An 18556-nucleotide genomic window follows, 5' to 3' on the forward strand; every position below is an offset into this window, starting at 1 on the left:
CGATTCCAGCAAAACTCTGTAACCGTTTTGCGGCCGGAATGCGTAATCAAAGAAGCGAGAGCGTTTCCGCAGTTGCCCTGGAAACGCTCCTGTTGATGGCGAAACCGGTTAAGCCGGTTCCCGCGTCATGACAAGGCTTGCATTCTGCCCGCCGAACCCGAAGGAGTTGGACAGAACCGCACTCACCTGAGCATCCCGCTTCACATTCGGCACCACGTCGAGCGTGATGGTCGGATCGGGATTGTTGTAGTTGATCGTCGGCGGCAGCGTGCCGGTCAACATGGTCTGCAGCGAGAACACCGCTTCCACGGCGCCGGCGGCGGTGAGCGTATGGCCGATCATCGACTTGTTGGACGACAGCGGAATATTCTTCAGACCCTCGCCGAAGACGGCGAGCATGGAGCCATATTCCATCTTGTCGTTCTCAGGCGTCGAAGTGCCGTGGGCGTTGATGTAACCGATATCGCTTTCTGCCACGCCCGCATCGGCCAGTGCCGCGCGGATCGTTGCAATCGCCGGGCCGCCATCGGGCGAAGACCGCGTGCGGTGGAAGCTGTCGGCCTTCTCGCCCGCACCCTTGATGATGCCGAGTACCTTCGCGCCGCGCGCAACGGCGGCTTCCAGCGATTCCAGCACCAGCGTCGCAGCACCCTCGGCGATCACGAAACCGTCGCGGTCCTTGCTGAACGGCTTGGAGGCCTTTTCCGGCGGATCGTTCTGGGTGGAAAGCGCGGAGAGAAGCGAGAAGCGAATGAGCGCCTCGGCGCTGACCGAACCGTCGGTGGCCACCGTCAGCGCCCGCTCGGTGCGGCCCTGGCGGATTGCCTCGACGCCGAGCTGGATCGCGGTCGCGCCGGATGCACAGGCCGTAGACAACGTGACCGGCAGGCCGCGTGTGCCGAAACGGTCGGAAAGACGCTCGGAAATTGCGCCGAACAGGGCGGCTTCCTGGAATGCCGGGTCGGGACGCTGGCGGAAGGCCGTCAAGAACCGTTCATAGGCGTCACCCGGCTGGGCGGCCGGCGGAGACCGGTCGGCAAGCTCGAAACGGGCGCTCCATTCCGGCTCGATAGGCGGCGCCGCGAGAAATAGCGGGCCGTCGAAATCGCCGGAGATACCGGCCTGCGCCAGTGCCTCGATGGTGGTTTCGCGCGCGAAGGCATAGGAACGCTCGACCGAATTCGGAACCGGGATATCGATGAAATCCACCGTACCGCTGATGCGGGTCGAAAGCCCCTCGGTCGGGAAACGGGTGATCTTGTGGATGCCCGATTTGCCCGATGTCAGCGCCGCCCAGTTATCGGCAAGCCCCTGCCCGAGCGAGGTGATGATGCCCATGCCGGTGACGGCGACGATGGGACGACCGAGATGATCCCTGAAATTGGAAGTCATGGTCTTTCTCCTCAAACGTCGCGGGACAGAACGGCGACACCTTCGCCGCGCACATGGCCGACGGTGGTGACGACGGCTTCGCTGGCCGCCTCGCCCATGGGCTTTTCCTCAGCCGCATCGAAGGTAGGCACCTTCGCGCCGCTTTCAAGCGTCAGCGCGGCAAGCGCCAGCCCGAGCGGAAACTGTGCTTCCAGCCCATGACCGGTGACGCCGCCAAAACCGCGAATGACGGCATTCGGCAGGGCCTTTTCGAGAATGTCCTTCTCGCGGGCCGTCACGCCGTCATAACCGCTCGCGCCGGAAAACACGACGGTCGCCGCGCTGTCCTTGGCGGGGGCAAGCAGCCGCTCCATGCGCTTTTCCATCTTGCCTTCGTCACGGCTGCCGCGGTCGCCCTCGATGGCGTCGATGCGGGCATAAATGCGCGCGCCGCGCTCGCTGGCGTGCTTGCGCGATTCCAGCACCAGGAAGGCTCCGAGCGAACCGGAAACCATGCCGCCGCCTTCCTGACCTTGACGCGACCACAGCGGCTGCCAGCCGCCCTGCGCATGCGCGCCGATGGCCTCAAACAGCAGGATCATGTCGGGACGTTCCGCCGAGAAGGCGCCGCCCACCAGCGCGTGGCTCGATTCGCCGGAGCGGATGCGGTGGAACGCGGTTTCGACGGCGGAAATGCCGGCCGCTTCCTCGCCCATGAAGGTGCGGGAAGACCCGGTAACCTTGTGCACGATGGAAATATTGCCGGCCATCAGGTTGGAAAGCTGGGCAAGAAACAGCGTCGGACGCAGCTCCGTCGTCAGCTTCTCATTGAGCAGCTTTTCGCGGTCATTGCGCTTCAGCGCCTCGTCAACGATCAGCGTGTCGACATTGATGTCGCGCTCACCGCCGCCGGCGGCAACGATCATGTCCATGGTGGCGCAGGCTTCTGCATCTTCCTTCAGCCCGGCATCGTCGAGTGCGAGACCGGCGGCGAAAACGCCGAGACGCTGCCAGTTTTCCATCTGGCGCTGGTCGCCGCGCTTGGCGATCTGCGCGGACCAGTCGATCTCCGGCATGGGATGGACCGGATAAGGCTTGAACTTTTCGGTCTCGACCACCGGCTCCGGCACGGCGGTTCCCGAAAGAAGCGCCACATGCGCCTGGCTGCCGACGCCGTGACAGGTCACGATGCCGACCCCTGTTATCACCACATCATTGTCAGATTTCATCGTCTGTCATCCTTTGCAGCCGGCCCCGTCGAAACGGTCACGGCTATCCAACAGCGGTCGCGAACAACCACTTCATGCGTTGCGGAATAAAGCGCGCGATGCGGATTGGCAATGGTGAAGGCCTGATCCGCCGTCGCGAGCCCACGATTTTCGTGCTCAAAAACCGAGCCGGCGGGAAAAACGCTCTCCTTCGAAACGGACGGAAACGCTTATTTCTGTGCATCCGCGGCAATCGCCGCCATCAGGCCGACTTCCTCGGCCCGCTTCTTGACGATAGGCCCGAGCGGAATTTCGCTGAAGGGCATGGTCCTGAGCTTAAGCTGCGCGTCGCAGACCTTCTTGCCATCCGAGGTGATCTTCGCCTTGGTAACGGCAAAGCCGGAACCGTCATGCTCCAGCACCGCCTCGATGTCGAGAACAGCGCCCGGCTCCACGAAGGTACGCATCTTGGCGCCGTCCACCGACATCAGGAACGGCATGGACGCAAAATCGGAAAACGCCAGAACCATCATGCCGGAAGCCTGCGCCATGGTCTCGATCAGAAGCACGCCCGGAACCAGCGGCATGCCGGGAAAGTGGCCTTCGAAAACCGGGCTTTTGTCGGGAACGACAGACTGCGCCTTCAACGTGCGCGTCGTCATGTCCACGGCCTCGACCTTGTCGATCATCTGAAAATATTCAAGCAGCATCCGTCCGGCCCGTCTCTGGTCGGTTAGTCATTGTTTGCCCGCAGGCGGCATCAAAAGAAAATGCCCGCCTGAAGCGGGCACTGTCAGATCAGCCCTTGGCTGCGCGCAATTCGTCGATCTTGGCGCAAAGGTTCTTCAGCACGAAATATTCTTCGGTGGAAACCTTGCCTTCGTTGACTTCCTGCGTCCACTGCTCGAGCGGAATCTTGATGCCGAATTCCTTGTCGATCGCGAAAACGATATCAAGAAAGTCGAGGCTGTCGATGCCCAGATCGTCGATCGTGTGGCTCTCCGGCGTAATGGTTTCGCGGTCGATTTCGCTGGTTTCGGCGATAATGTCGGCAACCTTGTCGAATGTAGCTGTCACGCCCATAATCCTTATTGTCGTTCGTATGAATTATCCTGTCTGACGCACCACATAGGCAAGTCGCACAAAAAAGCCAATGGTTTCGTGACGTAACTTTGAAATTTGCCCCAAAACTGTTGCCTAAACAGCAACCGAATGGCGGCCGCGTCCATTGCCGAGATAGGCGTCGAAGATTGCCGCGATATTACGCACGAAGGGCTTTCCAGCCTCCGTCACCGCAAAAATATCGGCGTCCATCCGCACCACGCCATCCTTGTCGCTTGCGGCAAAATGCTGCGCCTGGGCTGTCACGGAATGGCTCACATTGCCGAAACGGTGCTGCAACTGCGAAAGATCGATAGCGAAATCGCACATCAGCCTTTCGATGACATGCGAGCGCAGATGGTCGTCCTCAGACAACTCTATGCCCTTGACGGCGGCAAGACCGCCCTCGCCCACCATCCGCTGATATTCCCCCGTCGCCACCATGTTCTGCACATAACCCTGCGGCAGCCTGCCGATGGACGATGCACCAAGTCCGATCAGCGCATCGGCCGTATCGGTCGTATAGCCCTGAAAATTCCGCCGCAGGGCGCCCGCTTCGGCGGCCTGGCATAATGTATCGGTCGGCTTGGCGAAATGATCGATGCCGATGGCCTCGTAACCCGCCTGTTTCAGCATCTCCGCCGCCATCGTCATCTGGCGGTAGCGTTCGGCAATATCCGGCAGGGCATGCTCCGGGATCAGCGACTGGTGTTTTTTCATCCACGGAACATGCGCATAACCGAAAAGCGCGATGCGATCGGGGTCGAGCGACACGATCTGGTTCACCGTCTTTTCCAATGTCCCGCAGGTCTGGAACGGCAGCCCATAAAGAATGTCGCAATTGACCGAATGAACGCCCCTCGCCCGCACCGCATCCACAACGGATTTCGTCTGTTCGAAGGACTGAATGCGGTTGATGGTTTTTTGCACTTTGTCATCGAAGTCCTGAACCCCGAGGCTCGCCCGCGACATGCCGATGGCGGCAAGCGCATCGTAGCGGCTGTCATCCAGATCGTTGGGGTCCATCTCGACGCTGATCTCGGGTGCGAGGCCGAAGGTGAAATGACGCCGCAGACAGTCCATCAGGCTCTGCATGTCCTCTGGCTTCAACATGGTGGGCGAGCCGCCGCCGAAATGCACGGCACTCACCACCGCATCCGGCGAAACAAGCGCGCCGACGGCTTCGATCTCCTGCTTAAGTGCTTCAAGATAAACGGCAATCGGCTCGTATTTCAGCGTGTGCTTGGTGTGACAGGCGCAGAACCAGCACAGCCGGTCGCAATAGGGAATATGCAGATAAAGCGAGAGGCGATTCCTGTGACCGAGCGCGCCGAGCCAGCGGCGATAGGTGCCATTATCGATTCCCTCGTGGAAATGCGGCGCGGTCGGATAGCTTGTGTAGCGCGGCACTGCACCCGAATATTTGTAAAGAAGTTCGGTATTCATCGCCCGATTTGCCTTTTATCAAGAAAATGTCGATTTCCTCTCTTTCAGTAACGGCTGCGACAGTTTGCAACTTTGACTTCAATCAAATTGCACCGTAAGTTCTTGCTAAAGTAGACGCAGGGGCGACGGCTACGTGGCGAAAGCCTTGCATCAGACCGGATTTGACACCCACGGTCGCAATCGTCCCGAAAAAGCCAGCATTGGAAAAGGCTTATGGACACGCTGCAGAAGACCATCCACAATTCGGAAGAACCCGTTGTTTGCCGCTCCTGCGAGGCGCGTCACGGCGGTCTTTGCAGCACGCTGACGCCACAGCAGCTCTGTGACCTCAATCGCCATTCCAGCCGCAAGAAACTGGAAGCGGGCAACGAGCTTCTTGGCCAGGGCGAACTCGTGACCTCCTATGGCAATATCCTGAACGGCGTGGTGAAGCTGTCGAAAATGATGTCGGACGGCCGCCAGCAGATCGTCGGCCTGCAATTCGCGCCGGACTTTCTCGGCCGCCCCTTCATGGCGGAAAGCAAGATGACGGCGGAAGCCGCAACCGATGTCGAGATTTGTCTTTTCCCGCGCCGTGTCGTCGACCGGATGGTTGCCGAAGTGCCCGATATGGAACGCAAGCTCCACAGCCAGTCCCTGAAGGAACTGGACGAGGCTCGCGACTGGATGCTGACGCTTGGGCGCAAATCGGCGCAGGAAAAGGTTGCCAGCTTCCTTTATATGATCGCCACCCATATCGACCCGGAAAACGACGACAAATCCTGCTTCGACCTGCCGCTTTCACGCGCCGATATCGCCGATTTCCTCGGGCTCACCATCGAAACGGTTAGCCGGCAAATGACCAAGCTGCGCAAGGAAGGCATTATCCGCATCGAGAACAATCGCCACATCACCGTGCCCGATCTCGACGTGCTGAGTGACGCCGCCGGCAACGACTGACGGAATTTGCCTCTCACTGCCCCTGAAGTGCAGATGTCCCGAAATTGATATGCGGCGCTCGCGCCTGAGCGGGTGCGAGCGCAAAACCGGCAAGAACCAGCAAAGCGGCGATGCATTTCATGATATTTCACCCCGTGCCCCGCTTTTTCAGCGGCCTGTTTGTTATGGCTGCATCATAAGCGGCAAACCTCATCCATCTGCTTAACATCTTGGGTAAGCAGATGGTTCAAAGGCAGGGTAAAGAAGGGGTTATGATTGCCGGGCCGACAGGACCTTCAGCCGTGATTGTCGCTGTAGCAAGTTCGGCATCGCCGCTTGTTTCTTCTCCCCGCCGGGGAGAAGGTGGCCCGAAGGGTCGGATGAGGGGGCAAGCGCGGAGATATGTGGAGAGCTAGCCCCCTCATCCCGCTGCCGCGGACTTCTCCCGGCGGGGAGAAGAAACAGGGCGCACCCACTCGCTCCATGGGGAATTCCCCGTTTGGGGTATGTTTCGTCAATCAAAGATAATCTGGTCCGTCGCTGAGACCGCGCAAACTGCGCGGCGTGATCTCACTGCGAGGCGGCTGGCGTCGCAACCGGCTTCTGGTTTTCGGCAAGCGCCCGCAGCTCCGCCACGCGGCGCTTGTATTCGGCTTCCGAAATCTGGCCGTTGCGCCGTGCCGCACCGAGGCGCGAGAGGCTCGATTCCATGGTGGAGGCCTCATCTTCGCCCATCTGGGTGCCAGCGGCCGTCAGCGGCTGCGAGAAGGTCGGATAGGTGCCGGTGTCGCGCTTCTGGCTCACCGCAGTGTCGCTGACCGGGCGCGGGCCGACGATTTCGGCCGTCGGGCGGCGCATATGGGCGGGCGCGACGATCGGCTCCGGAGCCTTGCAGGCGGCAAGTGTGGCGGCGAGCATTGCGCCGGAGAGCGAAAGCACAGCGATTCTTGCCGCATTTTCCGCATATGTTCCCCATGTGCCCATGTGCTTGCCCATCGTCATGTTCCGCCTGTAAGGATATCTGCAGATATCGAATTCGACCACGGTTCGGCCCTTTGCGGCCTCCCCTTGCTGGTGGAACTTGTATTCGTTTTCATGCAGAATGTGCAAACATAAATTTGGCGGAGGATGGTGCATGGCAGGTGTTGACGGCGGGGACACGAAAAAGGGTGGCAAAACGCCCGGCTTCGACGCCAGCTCCGCCGAGGCCTATCTGATCCGCGACCCGGAAACCTTCGCGATCAACATCGCCCGTGCGCTCGAAAATCTCGGCAAGGCCGCATCCGAATGGCTCGCCCCGCGCGAACGCGGTGAGGTTCCCCACACCAGCGCCGATCCGGTAACCGATCTCGTCAGGACGCTCTCCGATGTCGCCGAATACTGGATGGCCGAACCGAAGCGCTCGCTCGAGGCGCAGACCCATCTGCTTTCCAGCTATTACGATCTCTGGGCAAAATCGGTGGCGCAGTTTTCCGGCGATGCCGATTCGGCCCCGCAAAAACCCGCCGAAAGCGGCCCTGCGGAACGCAGGAGCAGGCGTTTTGCAGATGCCGACTGGCAGGCCAATCCGTTCTTCGATTTTCTCCTGAAAGCCTACCAGACCACCGTTGGTTTCGCCGACCGGATGGTGACGGAGGCCGATGGGCTGGACGAACATACCCGCACCAAGGCGCTGTTTTATATGCGCCAGGTGACGGAGGCCCTTTCGCCGGCCAATTTCGTCTTCACCAATCCGCAGGTCTTTCGCGAAACGGTCGCCTCCAGCGGCGCCAATCTCGTCAAGGGCATGGCGCAGCTGGCGGAGGATGTCGCGGCCGGAAACGGCCACCTGAAACTGCGCCAGACCGATTACAGCAAATTCGTCATCGGCCAGAATATCGCCGTCACGCCGGGCAAGGTGGTGGCGAAAAGCCCGCTCTGCGAAATCATCCATTATGCGCCGACGACGCAGAAGGCCTTCAAACGGCCTTTGCTGATCGTGCCGCCATGGATCAACAAATTCTACATCCTCGATCTCAACCCGCAGAAATCCTTCGTCGGCTGGTGCCTCGAGCAGGGCCACAGCGTCTTCATGGTCTCCTGGATCAACCCGGATGCCCGCCTCGCCGACAAGGGCTGGGATGATTACGTCCGCGAAGGCATCGGTTTTGCGCTCGATACCATCGAGGAGCGGACCGGCGAAAAAGAAATCAACGCCATCGGCTATTGCGTCGGCGGCACTCTTTTATCTTCCGCGCTGGCGCTGCATGCGCAGCAAGGCGATGAACGCATTCGCAGCGCCACGCTGCTGGCCGCCCAGACCGATTTCATCCATGCCGGCGATCTCAAGGTCTTCATCGACGAAGGCCAGCTGGCCGCGCTGGACAAGCACATGCAGGCGGTCGGTTATCTCGACGGCTCGATCATGGCCACCGTCTTCAACATGCTGCGCGCCTCCGATCTCATTTGGCCCTATGTGGTCGATAATTACCTGCGCGGCGCCGAGCCCCTGCCCTTCGACCTCCTCTACTGGAACTCCGATTCGACCCGGGCGACGGCCGCCAGCCACTCTTTTTATCTGCGCAATTGTTACCTCGAGAACAATCTCGCCCGCGGGCTGATGCGGGTCGCCGGCAAGCGGATCAATCTCGGGGATATCAAAATCCCGGTCTATGATCTCGCCACCCGCGAGGACCATATCGCGCCGGCGAAATCGGTCTTTACGGGTGCTGCGCTGTTCGGCGGGCCGGTGGAATTCGTGCTTGGCGCTTCCGGCCACATAGCCGGCGTCATCAATCCGCCGCAGCTTGAAAAATACCAATATTGGACAGGCCCGTCACCGGCCGGAGACTTTGACGGCTGGCAGGCCGCCGCCACCCCGCACAAAGGCTCCTGGTGGGTGCACTGGCAGAACTGGATCGAAAGCCAGAGCGCTGAAAAGGTGACGGCGCGAAAACCGGAAGACGGCAAGCGCCCCGTGCTCGGCGATGCGCCGGGAACCTATGTCCTCTCCTGACCGCACCCATCATTTCTCATCTTTCAGGCCACATGTTCTTCACGCCCCCGCTTACTCCCGCCACGCTGATCGCCCGCTACAAGCGTTTCCTGTTCGACGCCATTCTGGAAGACGGCACCGCGATCACCGGCTCCTGCCCCAATACCGGCTCCATGCGCGGGCTCACGGCTCCGGGCTCCCGCATATGGCTGTCGGAACATGACAGCCCGACCCGCAAGTACCGGCACATGCTGGAAATGGTCGAGGCCGATGGCACCACGGTCGGCATCAATACCGGCATGCCGAACCGGCTGGCGGAAGAAGCGATCCTGAACGGCCTCATCCCTGAACTCGGCGGCTATTCGACGATCCGGCGCGAACAGAAATACGGCCGCAATTCCCGCATCGATTTCCTGTTGTCCGAGCCCGGCCGGCCGGACGCCTATGTGGAAGTCAAGAACGTGCATTTCATGCGCGAGCAAGGCCTCGCCGAATTTCCCGATACCGCCACCAAACGCGGTGCGAAACATCTGGAGGAACTGGGTGACGCCGCGGAAGCAGGTTACCGTTCGGTGATGCTCTATCTCATCCAGCGCGACGATTGCGACCGGATGCGCATCTGCGACGATCTCGATCCCGTCTATGCGCTGGCGTTTCAGCGTGCGATGGCGCGCGGCGTGGAGGCCTATGCGGTGAAATGCACGGTCTCCCCGGCACAAATTTCGGTCAGCGGAACGGTTAAGATGGACGAATGGCGTCCGGCTGTTTTATGAACAGGGACGTAAAGAGACAGAAAGCACCAAGATGGTCACCTATATCGACGCAGCCTCCGCCCCCCTCAAGAATACCGGCGTTATCCGCCTCTATACCGCTGAGGACTTCGACGGGATGCGCAAGGCGTGCCAGCTGACGGCGCGCTGCCTCGATGAACTTGCCGCAATCGTCAAGCCGGGCGTGACGACCGACGCCATTGATCGTTTCGTCTTCGAATTCGGCGCCGACCACGGCGCGCTGCCGGCAACGCTGAATTATCGCGGCTATACCAAATCCGTCTGCACCTCGATCAACCACGTCGTCTGCCACGGCATTCCGGATGAAAAACCGCTGCGCGAAGGCGATATCGTCAATATCGACGTGACCTATGTGCTGGATGGCTGGCATGGCGATTCGAGCCGCATGTATCCGGTCGGCCAGATCAAGCGCGCCGCCGAGCGGCTGATGGAAGTGACCTATGAATGCCTGCTGCGCGGCATCGCGGCGGTGAAGCCCGGCGTGCGCACCGGCGCAATCGGCGCGGCAATCCAGGCCTATGCGGAAGCCGAGCGCTGCTCCGTCGTGCGCGATTTCTGCGGCCATGGCGTCGGACGCCTGTTCCACGACACGCCGAACATCCTGCATTACGGCCGCCCGGATGAAGGGCCGGAAATCCGCGAAGGCATGATCTTCACCATCGAGCCGATGATCAATCTCGGCAAACCGCATGTGAAGGTGCTTTCCGACGGCTGGACGGCGGTGACGCGCGACCGGTCGCTCTCCGCCCAATATGAACATGCCGTCGGCGTCACGGCCACGGGCTGCGAAATCTTCACACTGTCGCCCGGCGGCTTCGACCGTCCGGGCCTGCCGCCGCTTCCCCCCGCATAAGGCCAGACCCGCCTATGGCAAAACGCCCCGCCCCGCCTTCCGCCGATCTTTCCAAAACTCCCGGCTTTCAGGCGGGCGAAGGCGATCTGTTCAACGGAGCGGATGAGCGCGGCTTTTTCGCCGAATCGCGAAGCGGCGCGAAAAGGCCGGCAGCCATGGTCGAACAGGAAACGGATGCCGCCCATTATCACGGACATCGCGACCGGCTGCGGGCGCGTTATCGCGATGGCGGCGACGCGGCGCTCGCCGATTACGAATTGCTGGAGCTTCTTCTCTTCCGGCTGATCCCGAGGCGCGATACCAAACCCATCGCCAAGGCCCTGATCGCCCGTTTCGGAACGCTTGGCGGCGTGCTCGGCGCGCCCTTGCCGTTGTTGCAGGAGGTGAAGGGCGTTGGCGAAACCGTGGCGCTCGATCTGAAGCTCGTTGCCTCCGTTTCCCAGCGCATGCTGAAAAGCGAAATCCGCAACAAGCAGGTGCTCGGCTCCTGGTCCTCTGTCATCGATTATTGCCACGCCGCCATGGCCCATGAAACGCGCGAACAGTTCCGCGTCCTGTTCCTCGACAAGCGCAACGTCCTGATCGCCGATGAGGTGCAGGGCCAGGGAACCGTGGATCACACGCCGGTCTACCCGCGCGAAGTGGTGCGCCGCGCCCTTGAACTTTCATCTACCGCCTTGATTTTAATACATAATCATCCAAGTGGAGACCCCACCCCTTCGCGCGCGGATATCGAGATGACCAAGACCATCATCGATACGGCAAAGCCGCTCGGCATCACCGTCCACGACCACATCATCATCGGCAAGGACGGCCACGCCAGTTTCAAAGGCCTTCGGTTGATTTGAAGTAAACGCGAAAGTTTAAGAAGAGCTGCAACCCATAGGAGCGGCATCAACACAAAATTAACACCTATAAATTAGCATTTCCGAAAATAATAAATCAAGGCATCGAACCTTGATGCCTGAAGGAACGGGGGTGCTTTATGTTTAATGGAGTGCGTTTCTTTCGCGATAGATCTGGCTCGTCTGCTGTCGAGTTCGCCATCGTCGCACCGATATTCTTTCTCGTTCTGCTCACCATGATCGCCTACGGCATTTATCTGATGGCGGCCTATTCGGTGCAGCAGATCGCCGCCGACGCGGCGCGCACAGCGGTTGCCGGCCTCAATACGACCGAACGCCAGCAGCTTGCCCGGGATTTCGTCACCAAAAGCGACCTCAGCTACGCCTTCATGGACAAGAGCCGTTTCACCGTCGATGTCGCGACGGATCCCGCCAATGCCAACCAGTTCACGGTGAAGGTCGAATATGACGCCCGCGATCTGCCGATCTGGAGCCTCTACAGCTACACCCTGCCCGAACCGGTCATCCGGCGTTTTTCCACCATCCGGATCGGAGGAGCATGACATGCGAGATTTTCATTCCCTGCTTCCCCGCTTCCTCAAGGACAAAACGGGCAACATCGCCATTTCGGCGGGGCTCACCGCACCGCTCTTCATCGGCATATTGGCGCTCGGCGTCGACTACGGTTATCTGACATTGCAAAAACGGCAGTTGCAGCAGACCGCCGATCTCGCAGCCATATCGGCGGCAGCCAACGCCGCGGACGCCGAAAAGGCGGTTCAGCAATATTTCGCCCTCAATGGCATGGATCTCGGTGTCAGGACGGCGCAGGGACTTTTGACCGAAAAGGGCCTGCAACCCTTCGACCCGCTGAATGAATTCGCCAACAGCAAGGGTTATGCCGAGGTCATCAAGGGTCATTACGAGCCGGATGCGACAGTCCCGGTCGGCCAGCGTTTCGTCGATAACGCCCTGCCCACGAATGCGATAAAGGTGAACATCGTCGAACAGGGCCAGATATTCTTCGCTTCCGCCTTCACCAAGCCGCCAAAGGTCTCGGCGGTCGGAACGGCCTCGTCCCAAAGGATCGCGGCATTTTCGGTGGGATCGCGCCTCGCCAGCCTCGATGAGGGAATTCTCAACAGCCTGCTCGGTGGCTTGCTCGGCACCACGGTTTCATTGAAACTCATGGATTATCAGGCGCTTCTCGCCGCCGATGTCAATGCGCTCAAGATCGTCGAGGCGCTGGCCATCGATCTCAACCTCACCGCGGGCACCTATAAGGATGTTCTGAAGACGGAAATCAGCTACGGCAAATTCCTCGACGTACTGACGAAAACCGCAGGCTTGCAGCCGGCGGTCGTCAACATTTTGAATACGCTGCAAAAAACCGTCAACAAGAGCAACGTGAAGATCAAGCTCGAGGAGATACTCAATCTCGGCCCGTTCTCGGACAAGCTGATCGGTACGGGCGAAAACCTCAAGGTCACCGCCGGCGTCTTCGATCTCATCAATGCCGCCGCCGTGGCGGGCAATGGCGGTAACCAGCTGGGGCTTAACATCAACGCCAATCTTCTCGGCCTCGCCTCGGTCAAGGCAACGCTCGCCATCGGTGAACCGCCGGTCGAAACGCCGTCGCTCGCCGTTGGCGGCGCGGGCACCATCGTGCGTACTGCACAGACCCGGCTGGCGGTCAACGTCGTGGTGGACGGGCTTCAGGCCATTGCCGGCCTCAAGGTCAATCTCCCGCTTTATGTGGAAGTCGCCCATGCCGAAGCGCGGCTTGCCGATATTCGCTGCACGGGTGGCGGACAGGGCACCGTCGATGTCGAGGTCGTTCCCGGCATCGCCGAAATCGCCCTTGGCAATGTCGATACCACCGCCTTTGCCAATTTCGGCAGGGACCCGCGCGTCACCAAGGCCGCAATCGTGGATTCAGCACTGCTCGCCATCAATGGCAGCGCCCTCATCAACGCCACCAACATGACCAAGAGCAAGCTGACCTTCACGCAGTCCGATATTACCCAGGCCAAGATCAAGAGTGTCTCCACCAAGGACACAGTCACCACTCTTGTCAGTTCACTGCTGAAAAACCTCAACCTGGATATAAGGCTTCTCTTCCTCAACCTGGATTTGGGAGGTCTGGCGGGCATTCAGTCGGCGCTTGCCAACACGCTCGCGGCAGTCACCGCTCCGGTCGATCAGCTGCTCTACAACGTGCTTCTGGTTCTCGGCGTCAAGATCGGCGAAGCCGATGTGCGGGTCACGGATGTCCGCTGCCAGCAGCCGGCGCTGGTGCAATAGAGCATGTCTCCCCAAAGTGTGCAGCGTTTTTGGGACAAAGATATGCGTAAAAACAAAAACATAAAGCGCGTCGCATGAATCAGATTAAACGCGAGGCGCTTTAGGTCAGCGCCGCGCACGAAAAAGCCGCCGGAGGGTCTCCCGGCGGCTTTTTTGTTTATGGTGTCAGATCAGGCGTTGGCGATTGCCAGACGCTTCTCGTCACGGCCGCTCTTCATGCGCTCGGACAGCAGGAACGCCAGTTCCAGCGCCTGATCGGCATTGAGGCGCGGATCGCAATGGGTGTGGTAACGGTCGGACAGCGAATCCGCCGTCACGGCGCGCGCACCGCCCGTGCATTCCGTCACGTCCTTGCCGGTCATCTCGATATGGATGCCACCCGGATGCGTGCCTTCGGCGCGGTGGATCTGGAAGAAGCTTTCCACTTCCGACAGGATGCGCTCGAAAGGACGCGTCTTGTAGTGGTTGAGCGTGATCGTGTTGCCATGCATCGGATCGCAGGACCAGACGACCTTGCGGCCTTCCTTCTTGACGGCGCGAATGAGCTTCGGCAGACTGTCCGCCACCTTGTCATGGCCGAAACGGCAAATCAGCGTCAGGCGGCCAGCCTCGTTCGCCGGGTTCAGCGCATCGATCAGCTCGATCAGATTGTCAGGCGTCAGCGACGGACCGCATTTCAAGCCGATCGGGTTCTTGATGCCACGGAAATATTCCACATGCGCATGGTCGAGCTGGCGCGTGCGGTCGCCGATCCACAGCATGTGGCCGGATGTGGCATACCAGTCACCGGAGGTGGAATCGACGCGGGTCAGCGCCTCTTCGTAACCGAGCAGCAGCGCCTCATGGCTGGTGAAGAAGTCGGTCTCACGCAGGCTCGGATTATTGTCCGCGCTGATGCCGATCGCCTTCATGAAGTCCATGGTTTCGGAAATCCGGTCGGCCAGCTTGCGGTAACGGTCCGCCTGCGGGCTGTCCTTGATGAAGCCGAGCATCCACTGGTGAACGTTTTCAAGGTTGGCGTAACCACCCATCGCGAAAGCGCGCAGCAGGTTCAGCGTCGCCGCCGACTGGCGGTAGGCGTCGAGCTGGCGCTCCGGGTTCGGGATGCGCGAGGCCTCGTTGAATTCGATGCCGTTGATGATGTCGCCGCGGTAAGACGGCAGCGTCACGCCATCCTGCGCTTCCACGTTGGAAGAGCGCGGCTTGGCGAACTGACCGGCAATGCGGCCGACCTTTACGACGGGCAGCTGCGCGCCATAGGTCAGCACGACGGCCATCTGCAGGAAGGCACGGAAGAAGTCGCGGATGTTGTCCGCGCCATGCTCGAGGAAGCTTTCGGCGCAATCCCCGCCCTGCAGCAGGAAGGCGTTGCCTTCAGCCACATTGGCGAGCTGCTTCTTCAGGCGGCGGGCTTCGCCGGCAAAGACCAGAGGCGGATAGGTCGCAAGCGTGGCTTCCGTTGCCGCAAGTGCTGCCGCATCCGGATATTCGGGAACCTGCTGGATCGGTTTCTGCCGCCAGCTGCCGGGGGTCCAATTCTGTGCCATGTTCTCACCCTTTTCTCGCCCACGCGACGTCGCGCGGCCGCCTCGAAAAATTGAGCGGCTTATAGCTCCAAGCATCGGCTTTGCATAGCCGATCCCCGAGCCATCCGGCTCATTCTGCCCGTTTTGAGCGCTCCAGACGCACAAAAGTCAATTCAAACGATTTAACAACCCCGCCGCCATTCGAAAACTTCGCTCTCGAAGGGCGGCAGGCTGATGTGGGCGGCGATTATATGACGCCCGTACCGGCGTTACACACGCTCGCCATGCACGACGCGATAGCTCGGCGAATACATCGTCACCAGCTCTTCGGCGGCTGTGGGATGAACCGCCATCGTGCGGTCGAAATCATCCTTGGTACAGCCGGCTTTCAGCGTGATGCCGAGAAGCTGCGCCATCTCGCCCGCCTCATGGCCGAGAATATGGACGCCAACAACCTTGCGGTCGGCGGCATTGACGATCAGCTTCATGATCGTCTTTTCCTGACGGCCGGAAAGCGTCGCCTTCATCGGCCGGAACTGGGCGCGATAGACTTCCAGTTCCGGATATTTCTTGCCGGCTTCCTCTTCCGAAAGGCCGACGGTGCCAATTTCCGGCTGCGAGAACACCGCCGTCGCGATCAGCTCGTGATCCGGCTTGGTCGGGTTGTTCTTGTATTCGGTTTCGATGAAGCACATGGCCTCATGGATTGCCACCGGCGTCAGCTGTACCCGATCGGTGACGTCGCCCAGCGCGAAGATATTCGGCACATTCGTGCGCGAATAATCGTCGACGATGATCGCACCGCGCGCATCCACCTTCACACCGGCATTTTCCAGCCCCAGGCCCTTGGTATTCGGATCGCGACCAAGCGCCAGCATGACCAGGCCCACATGCAGCGAGGCACCCTGCTTGGTGCGTGCCACGAAACCGCCGGCGCCATCCTTGCTGACTTCCTCGATGATATCTTCCAGAAGGATGCGGATGCCCTTGGCCTCCATCGCTTCATGCAGGCCCCTGCGCATGTCCTGATCGAAGCGCGACAGGATTTCCTTGCCGCGATAGATCAGGGTCGTTTCGACGCCGAGCCCATGGAAGATATTGGCGAATTCGACCGCAATATAACCGCCGCCGGCGATCAGGATCGATTTCGGCAGCTCTTCCAGGTCGAAAGCCTCGTTGGACGAGATCGTCAGCTCATGGCCGGGCAGCGCCTTGTGCTCGTTCGGCGTGCCGCCGACGGCAATCACGATGCGCTCGGCGGTGAAGGTCTCGCCGGTTTTCGTCAGCTTCACGGTATGGGCGTCGACCAGTTCCGCCCGGCTGTCGAAAATATCGGCCTTGGCGTTTTCCAGTCCCTTGCGGTAGAGCCCTTCGAGACGGGTGATTTCCTTGTCCTTGGCCGCGATGAGCTTCTTCCAGTCGAAGCTGCGCTCGCCGACGCTCCAGCCGAATCCTTCCGAATCCTCGAAATGCTCAGGGAATTGCGAGGCGTAGACGAACAGCTTCTTCGGCACGCAGCCGCGGATGACGCAGGTTCCGCCATAGCGGTATTCCTCGGCGATTGCGACGCGCTTGCCGAGCGAGGCCGCCACGCGGCCGCTGCGCACGCCGCCGGAACCGCCACCGATGACGAAAAGATCGTAGTCATAAGCTGTCATAGTCAAAACCCCTGATCAAAACCGCCGTCCTCAGCCTCGAGACGGGCGGCGGCGCATTCACGGCACATATAGGTGCTGCGACGCACAAATGAAAAGCCCGGTCTTGCGGCCGGGCTTTGAATATTTCTGAACTGTCTGTTCATTCAATCAGGGCTTGGGAGCCGCCGGAGCACCGCCCGTGGCGTTCTGATCGGCCGGAAGCGGCTTCAGATCGGCGCCGGCAACCTTCTGCAGTTCCGACATGCTGGAAGCGTTGAGGTCGCGGTTGATGCCGGCTGCCCAGATGTCGGCGGCCTTCATCAGTTCGCGCGTGGCGATCGGGCCGTCCTTCAGAAGCTTCTTGCCGGCTTCGCTGCTGTAGAAGGTGGAAATGGCGTTCAGCTCTTCGACGGTGAAGGCGCGCGCATAGGTGAGCGCTGCTTCGCGCTCCAGATCGGCGCGGCGCGGCGCAAGCTCAAGAGCCTTCGCGTCAACAGTCTCGGTGATCGCGTCCTGAACGTTCGGCGAAGCCTGAATGAGTTCGGCCTTCAGACGCTCCGCCAGACCCGGCAGAATGTCGTCGAAACGGTCGGTAACGCCAAGAGAGGTGATCGCCTGCCGTGCGGCAGCGATATGCGCTTCCGAAATTTCCTGAGCGCGTGCGGCAGTACCGAACACGATGCCGGAAATGAGGATCGAAGCAGCGGCAGCTTTGCCCAGTCCCGCTAGTTTGACCATGAAAATCTCGCTCCTGTTATACTGCCTGCATCACGCGGGCGCCTTCAGGACCCGCGATAATGGCAAGCGATGCCAAATTTATGAAAAGTCCGTGCTCGACGACACCGGGAATCGTGTTCAGCTCGCGTGCTAGCGCTTCTGCATCAGGAATACGGCTAAAAGATGCGTCGAGGATAAGGTGTCCGCCATCGGTCATGAAGGCGCCGTCGCCCGACGAACGCATCGTCAGCGCGCCGGAAAGCCCGGAACGCGACGCCAGTTTTTCGATGGCGATACGCGTCGCCACCTGGCCGAACGGGTTGATTTCGATGGGCAGCGGAAAGGCGCCCAGCGTCTCCACCACCTTGCTCTGGTCGGCGATCACGATCATGCGGGCGGATGCCGCCGCAACGATCTTTTCGCGCAGCAGCGCGCCGCCGCCGCCCTTGACGAGACGCAGCGCATGATCGACCTCATCCGCACCGTCGATGGTCAAATCCAGTTCCGGCAATTCATCCAGCGATTTCAGCGGCACGCCAAGCTCGACGCACAGGCGCGCTGTGCGCTCGGATGTCGGCACCCCCTCGACTTTCAGACCGGCGGCGACCTTTTCGGCCAGAAGCCTGACGAATTCCTCGGCCGTCGAACCCGTGCCGATACCGAGCCTCATCCCATCCTGTACGTGGGACAATGCGGCCTCGGCGGCCTTGATCTTCATCTGGCGGGCATCCATGTGCCTGAAACTCCGGTAACTTTGTCGTCGCCGTGCTGTTTACACGGGTCGAAAGCCAAACGAAAGCCTTTTTCAAGGCAACGAACAGAACGTTGTGACGCGGTTGCAAAGACAGGCCCGTTTGCCTAGGCT

Annotated in this window: 17 protein-coding genes; 7 read left to right on the forward strand and 10 right to left on the reverse strand. The window is 60.3% G+C overall.

Annotation, left to right across the window (positions count from 1 at the left end):
* Window positions 1-108: 108 nt before the first annotated feature.
* The 5 genes from RAC79_RS18815 to hemN all read right to left on the reverse strand — a co-directional run bounded on the left by RAC79_RS18815 (window position 109) and on the right by hemN (window position 5126).
* Window positions 109-1392: a beta-ketoacyl-ACP synthase gene (locus RAC79_RS18815; protein ID WP_059758707.1), complete on the reverse strand. Its 1284-nt coding sequence runs from the start codon at window positions 1390-1392 to the stop codon at window positions 109-111.
* Window positions 1393-1403: 11 nt separating this feature from the next.
* A complete protein-coding gene (locus RAC79_RS18820; protein ID WP_080856386.1) occupies window positions 1404-2600 on the reverse strand; it encodes a beta-ketoacyl-ACP synthase in 1197 nt (398 codons plus the stop codon).
* Between the two features lie 209 nt (window positions 2601-2809).
* Window positions 2810-3289 (reverse strand): 3-hydroxyacyl-ACP dehydratase FabZ family protein, encoded by a 480-nt coding sequence (locus RAC79_RS18825; protein ID WP_065655005.1) that lies wholly within the window; start codon window positions 3287-3289, stop codon window positions 2810-2812.
* Window positions 3290-3377: 88 nt separating this feature from the next.
* Window positions 3378-3662: an acyl carrier protein gene (locus RAC79_RS18830; RefSeq protein ID WP_003495848.1), complete on the reverse strand. Its 285-nt coding sequence runs from the start codon at window positions 3660-3662 to the stop codon at window positions 3378-3380.
* Window positions 3663-3776: 114 nt separating this feature from the next.
* On the reverse strand, window positions 3777-5126 hold the full coding sequence (gene hemN, locus RAC79_RS18835) for an oxygen-independent coproporphyrinogen III oxidase (RefSeq protein ID WP_174044350.1): 1350 nt from the start codon (window positions 5124-5126) through the stop codon (window positions 3777-3779).
* 213 nt (window positions 5127-5339) lie between these two features.
* Here hemN and fnrN point away from each other — a divergent pair, with 213 nt between their 5' ends.
* Entirely contained in the window at window positions 5340-6065 is a 726-nt protein-coding gene (gene fnrN / locus RAC79_RS18840) for a transcriptional regulator FnrN (RefSeq protein WP_065655003.1), read from the forward strand.
* Window positions 6066-6614: 549 nt separating this feature from the next.
* Here fnrN and RAC79_RS18845 read toward each other — a convergent pair.
* Window positions 6615-7040 carry a hypothetical protein gene (locus RAC79_RS18845; RefSeq protein ID WP_223215599.1) on the reverse strand — a complete coding sequence of 142 codons (426 nt, stop codon included), beginning with the start codon at window positions 7038-7040 and terminating at the stop codon, window positions 6615-6617.
* Window positions 7041-7179: 139 nt separating this feature from the next.
* Here RAC79_RS18845 and RAC79_RS18850 point away from each other — a divergent pair, with 139 nt between their 5' ends.
* The 6 genes from RAC79_RS18850 to RAC79_RS18875 all read left to right on the forward strand — a co-directional run bounded on the left by RAC79_RS18850 (window position 7180) and on the right by RAC79_RS18875 (window position 13811).
* On the forward strand, window positions 7180-9039 hold the full coding sequence (locus RAC79_RS18850; protein WP_174039169.1) for an alpha/beta hydrolase: 1860 nt from the start codon (window positions 7180-7182) through the stop codon (window positions 9037-9039).
* A gap of 32 nt (window positions 9040-9071) precedes the next feature.
* Complete coding sequence (sfsA, locus tag RAC79_RS18855) at window positions 9072-9791, forward strand: DNA/RNA nuclease SfsA (protein WP_125145664.1); 720 nt, start codon at window positions 9072-9074, stop codon at window positions 9789-9791.
* Between the two features lie 31 nt (window positions 9792-9822).
* Window positions 9823-10662 carry a type I methionyl aminopeptidase gene (map, locus tag RAC79_RS18860; RefSeq protein WP_078053031.1) on the forward strand — a complete coding sequence of 280 codons (840 nt, stop codon included), beginning with the start codon at window positions 9823-9825 and terminating at the stop codon, window positions 10660-10662.
* 14 nt (window positions 10663-10676) lie between these two features.
* Window positions 10677-11510 carry a DNA repair protein RadC gene (gene radC, locus RAC79_RS18865; protein WP_065654999.1) on the forward strand — a complete coding sequence of 278 codons (834 nt, stop codon included), beginning with the start codon at window positions 10677-10679 and terminating at the stop codon, window positions 11508-11510.
* Between the two features lie 137 nt (window positions 11511-11647).
* Window positions 11648-12070, forward strand: coding sequence for a TadE/TadG family type IV pilus assembly protein (locus RAC79_RS18870; RefSeq protein WP_003524819.1), 423 nt, complete (start codon window positions 11648-11650; stop codon window positions 12068-12070).
* Between the two features lies 1 nt (window position 12071).
* The gene (locus tag RAC79_RS18875) at window positions 12072-13811 is read left to right on the forward strand and encodes a TadG family pilus assembly protein (RefSeq protein ID WP_065654998.1); all 1740 of its coding nucleotides are present in this window, start codon (window positions 12072-12074) and stop codon (window positions 13809-13811) included.
* 170 nt (window positions 13812-13981) lie between these two features.
* Here the strand turns inward: RAC79_RS18875 and RAC79_RS18880 are convergent, their stop codons facing one another.
* From RAC79_RS18880 to rpiA, 4 genes are all read right to left on the reverse strand, one after another.
* On the reverse strand, window positions 13982-15358 hold the full coding sequence (locus tag RAC79_RS18880; protein WP_142846348.1) for a class II 3-deoxy-7-phosphoheptulonate synthase: 1377 nt from the start codon (window positions 15356-15358) through the stop codon (window positions 13982-13984).
* 248 nt (window positions 15359-15606) lie between these two features.
* Window positions 15607-16995: a glutathione-disulfide reductase gene (gene gor, locus RAC79_RS18885; RefSeq protein WP_174039170.1), complete on the reverse strand. Its 1389-nt coding sequence runs from the start codon at window positions 16993-16995 to the stop codon at window positions 15607-15609.
* Window positions 16996-17142: 147 nt separating this feature from the next.
* The gene (locus RAC79_RS18890) at window positions 17143-17712 is read right to left on the reverse strand and encodes a DUF2059 domain-containing protein (protein ID WP_003524811.1); all 570 of its coding nucleotides are present in this window, start codon (window positions 17710-17712) and stop codon (window positions 17143-17145) included.
* A 16-nt stretch (window positions 17713-17728) separates the two neighbouring features.
* The gene (rpiA, locus tag RAC79_RS18895; protein WP_174036025.1) at window positions 17729-18424 is read right to left on the reverse strand and encodes a ribose-5-phosphate isomerase RpiA; all 696 of its coding nucleotides are present in this window, start codon (window positions 18422-18424) and stop codon (window positions 17729-17731) included.
* Window positions 18425-18556 lie beyond the last annotated feature (132 nt).

The sequence above is a fragment of the Agrobacterium sp. LR_9 genome (assembly GCF_041954855.1).
Lineage (GTDB): Bacteria > Pseudomonadota > Alphaproteobacteria > Rhizobiales > Rhizobiaceae > Agrobacterium > Agrobacterium leguminum.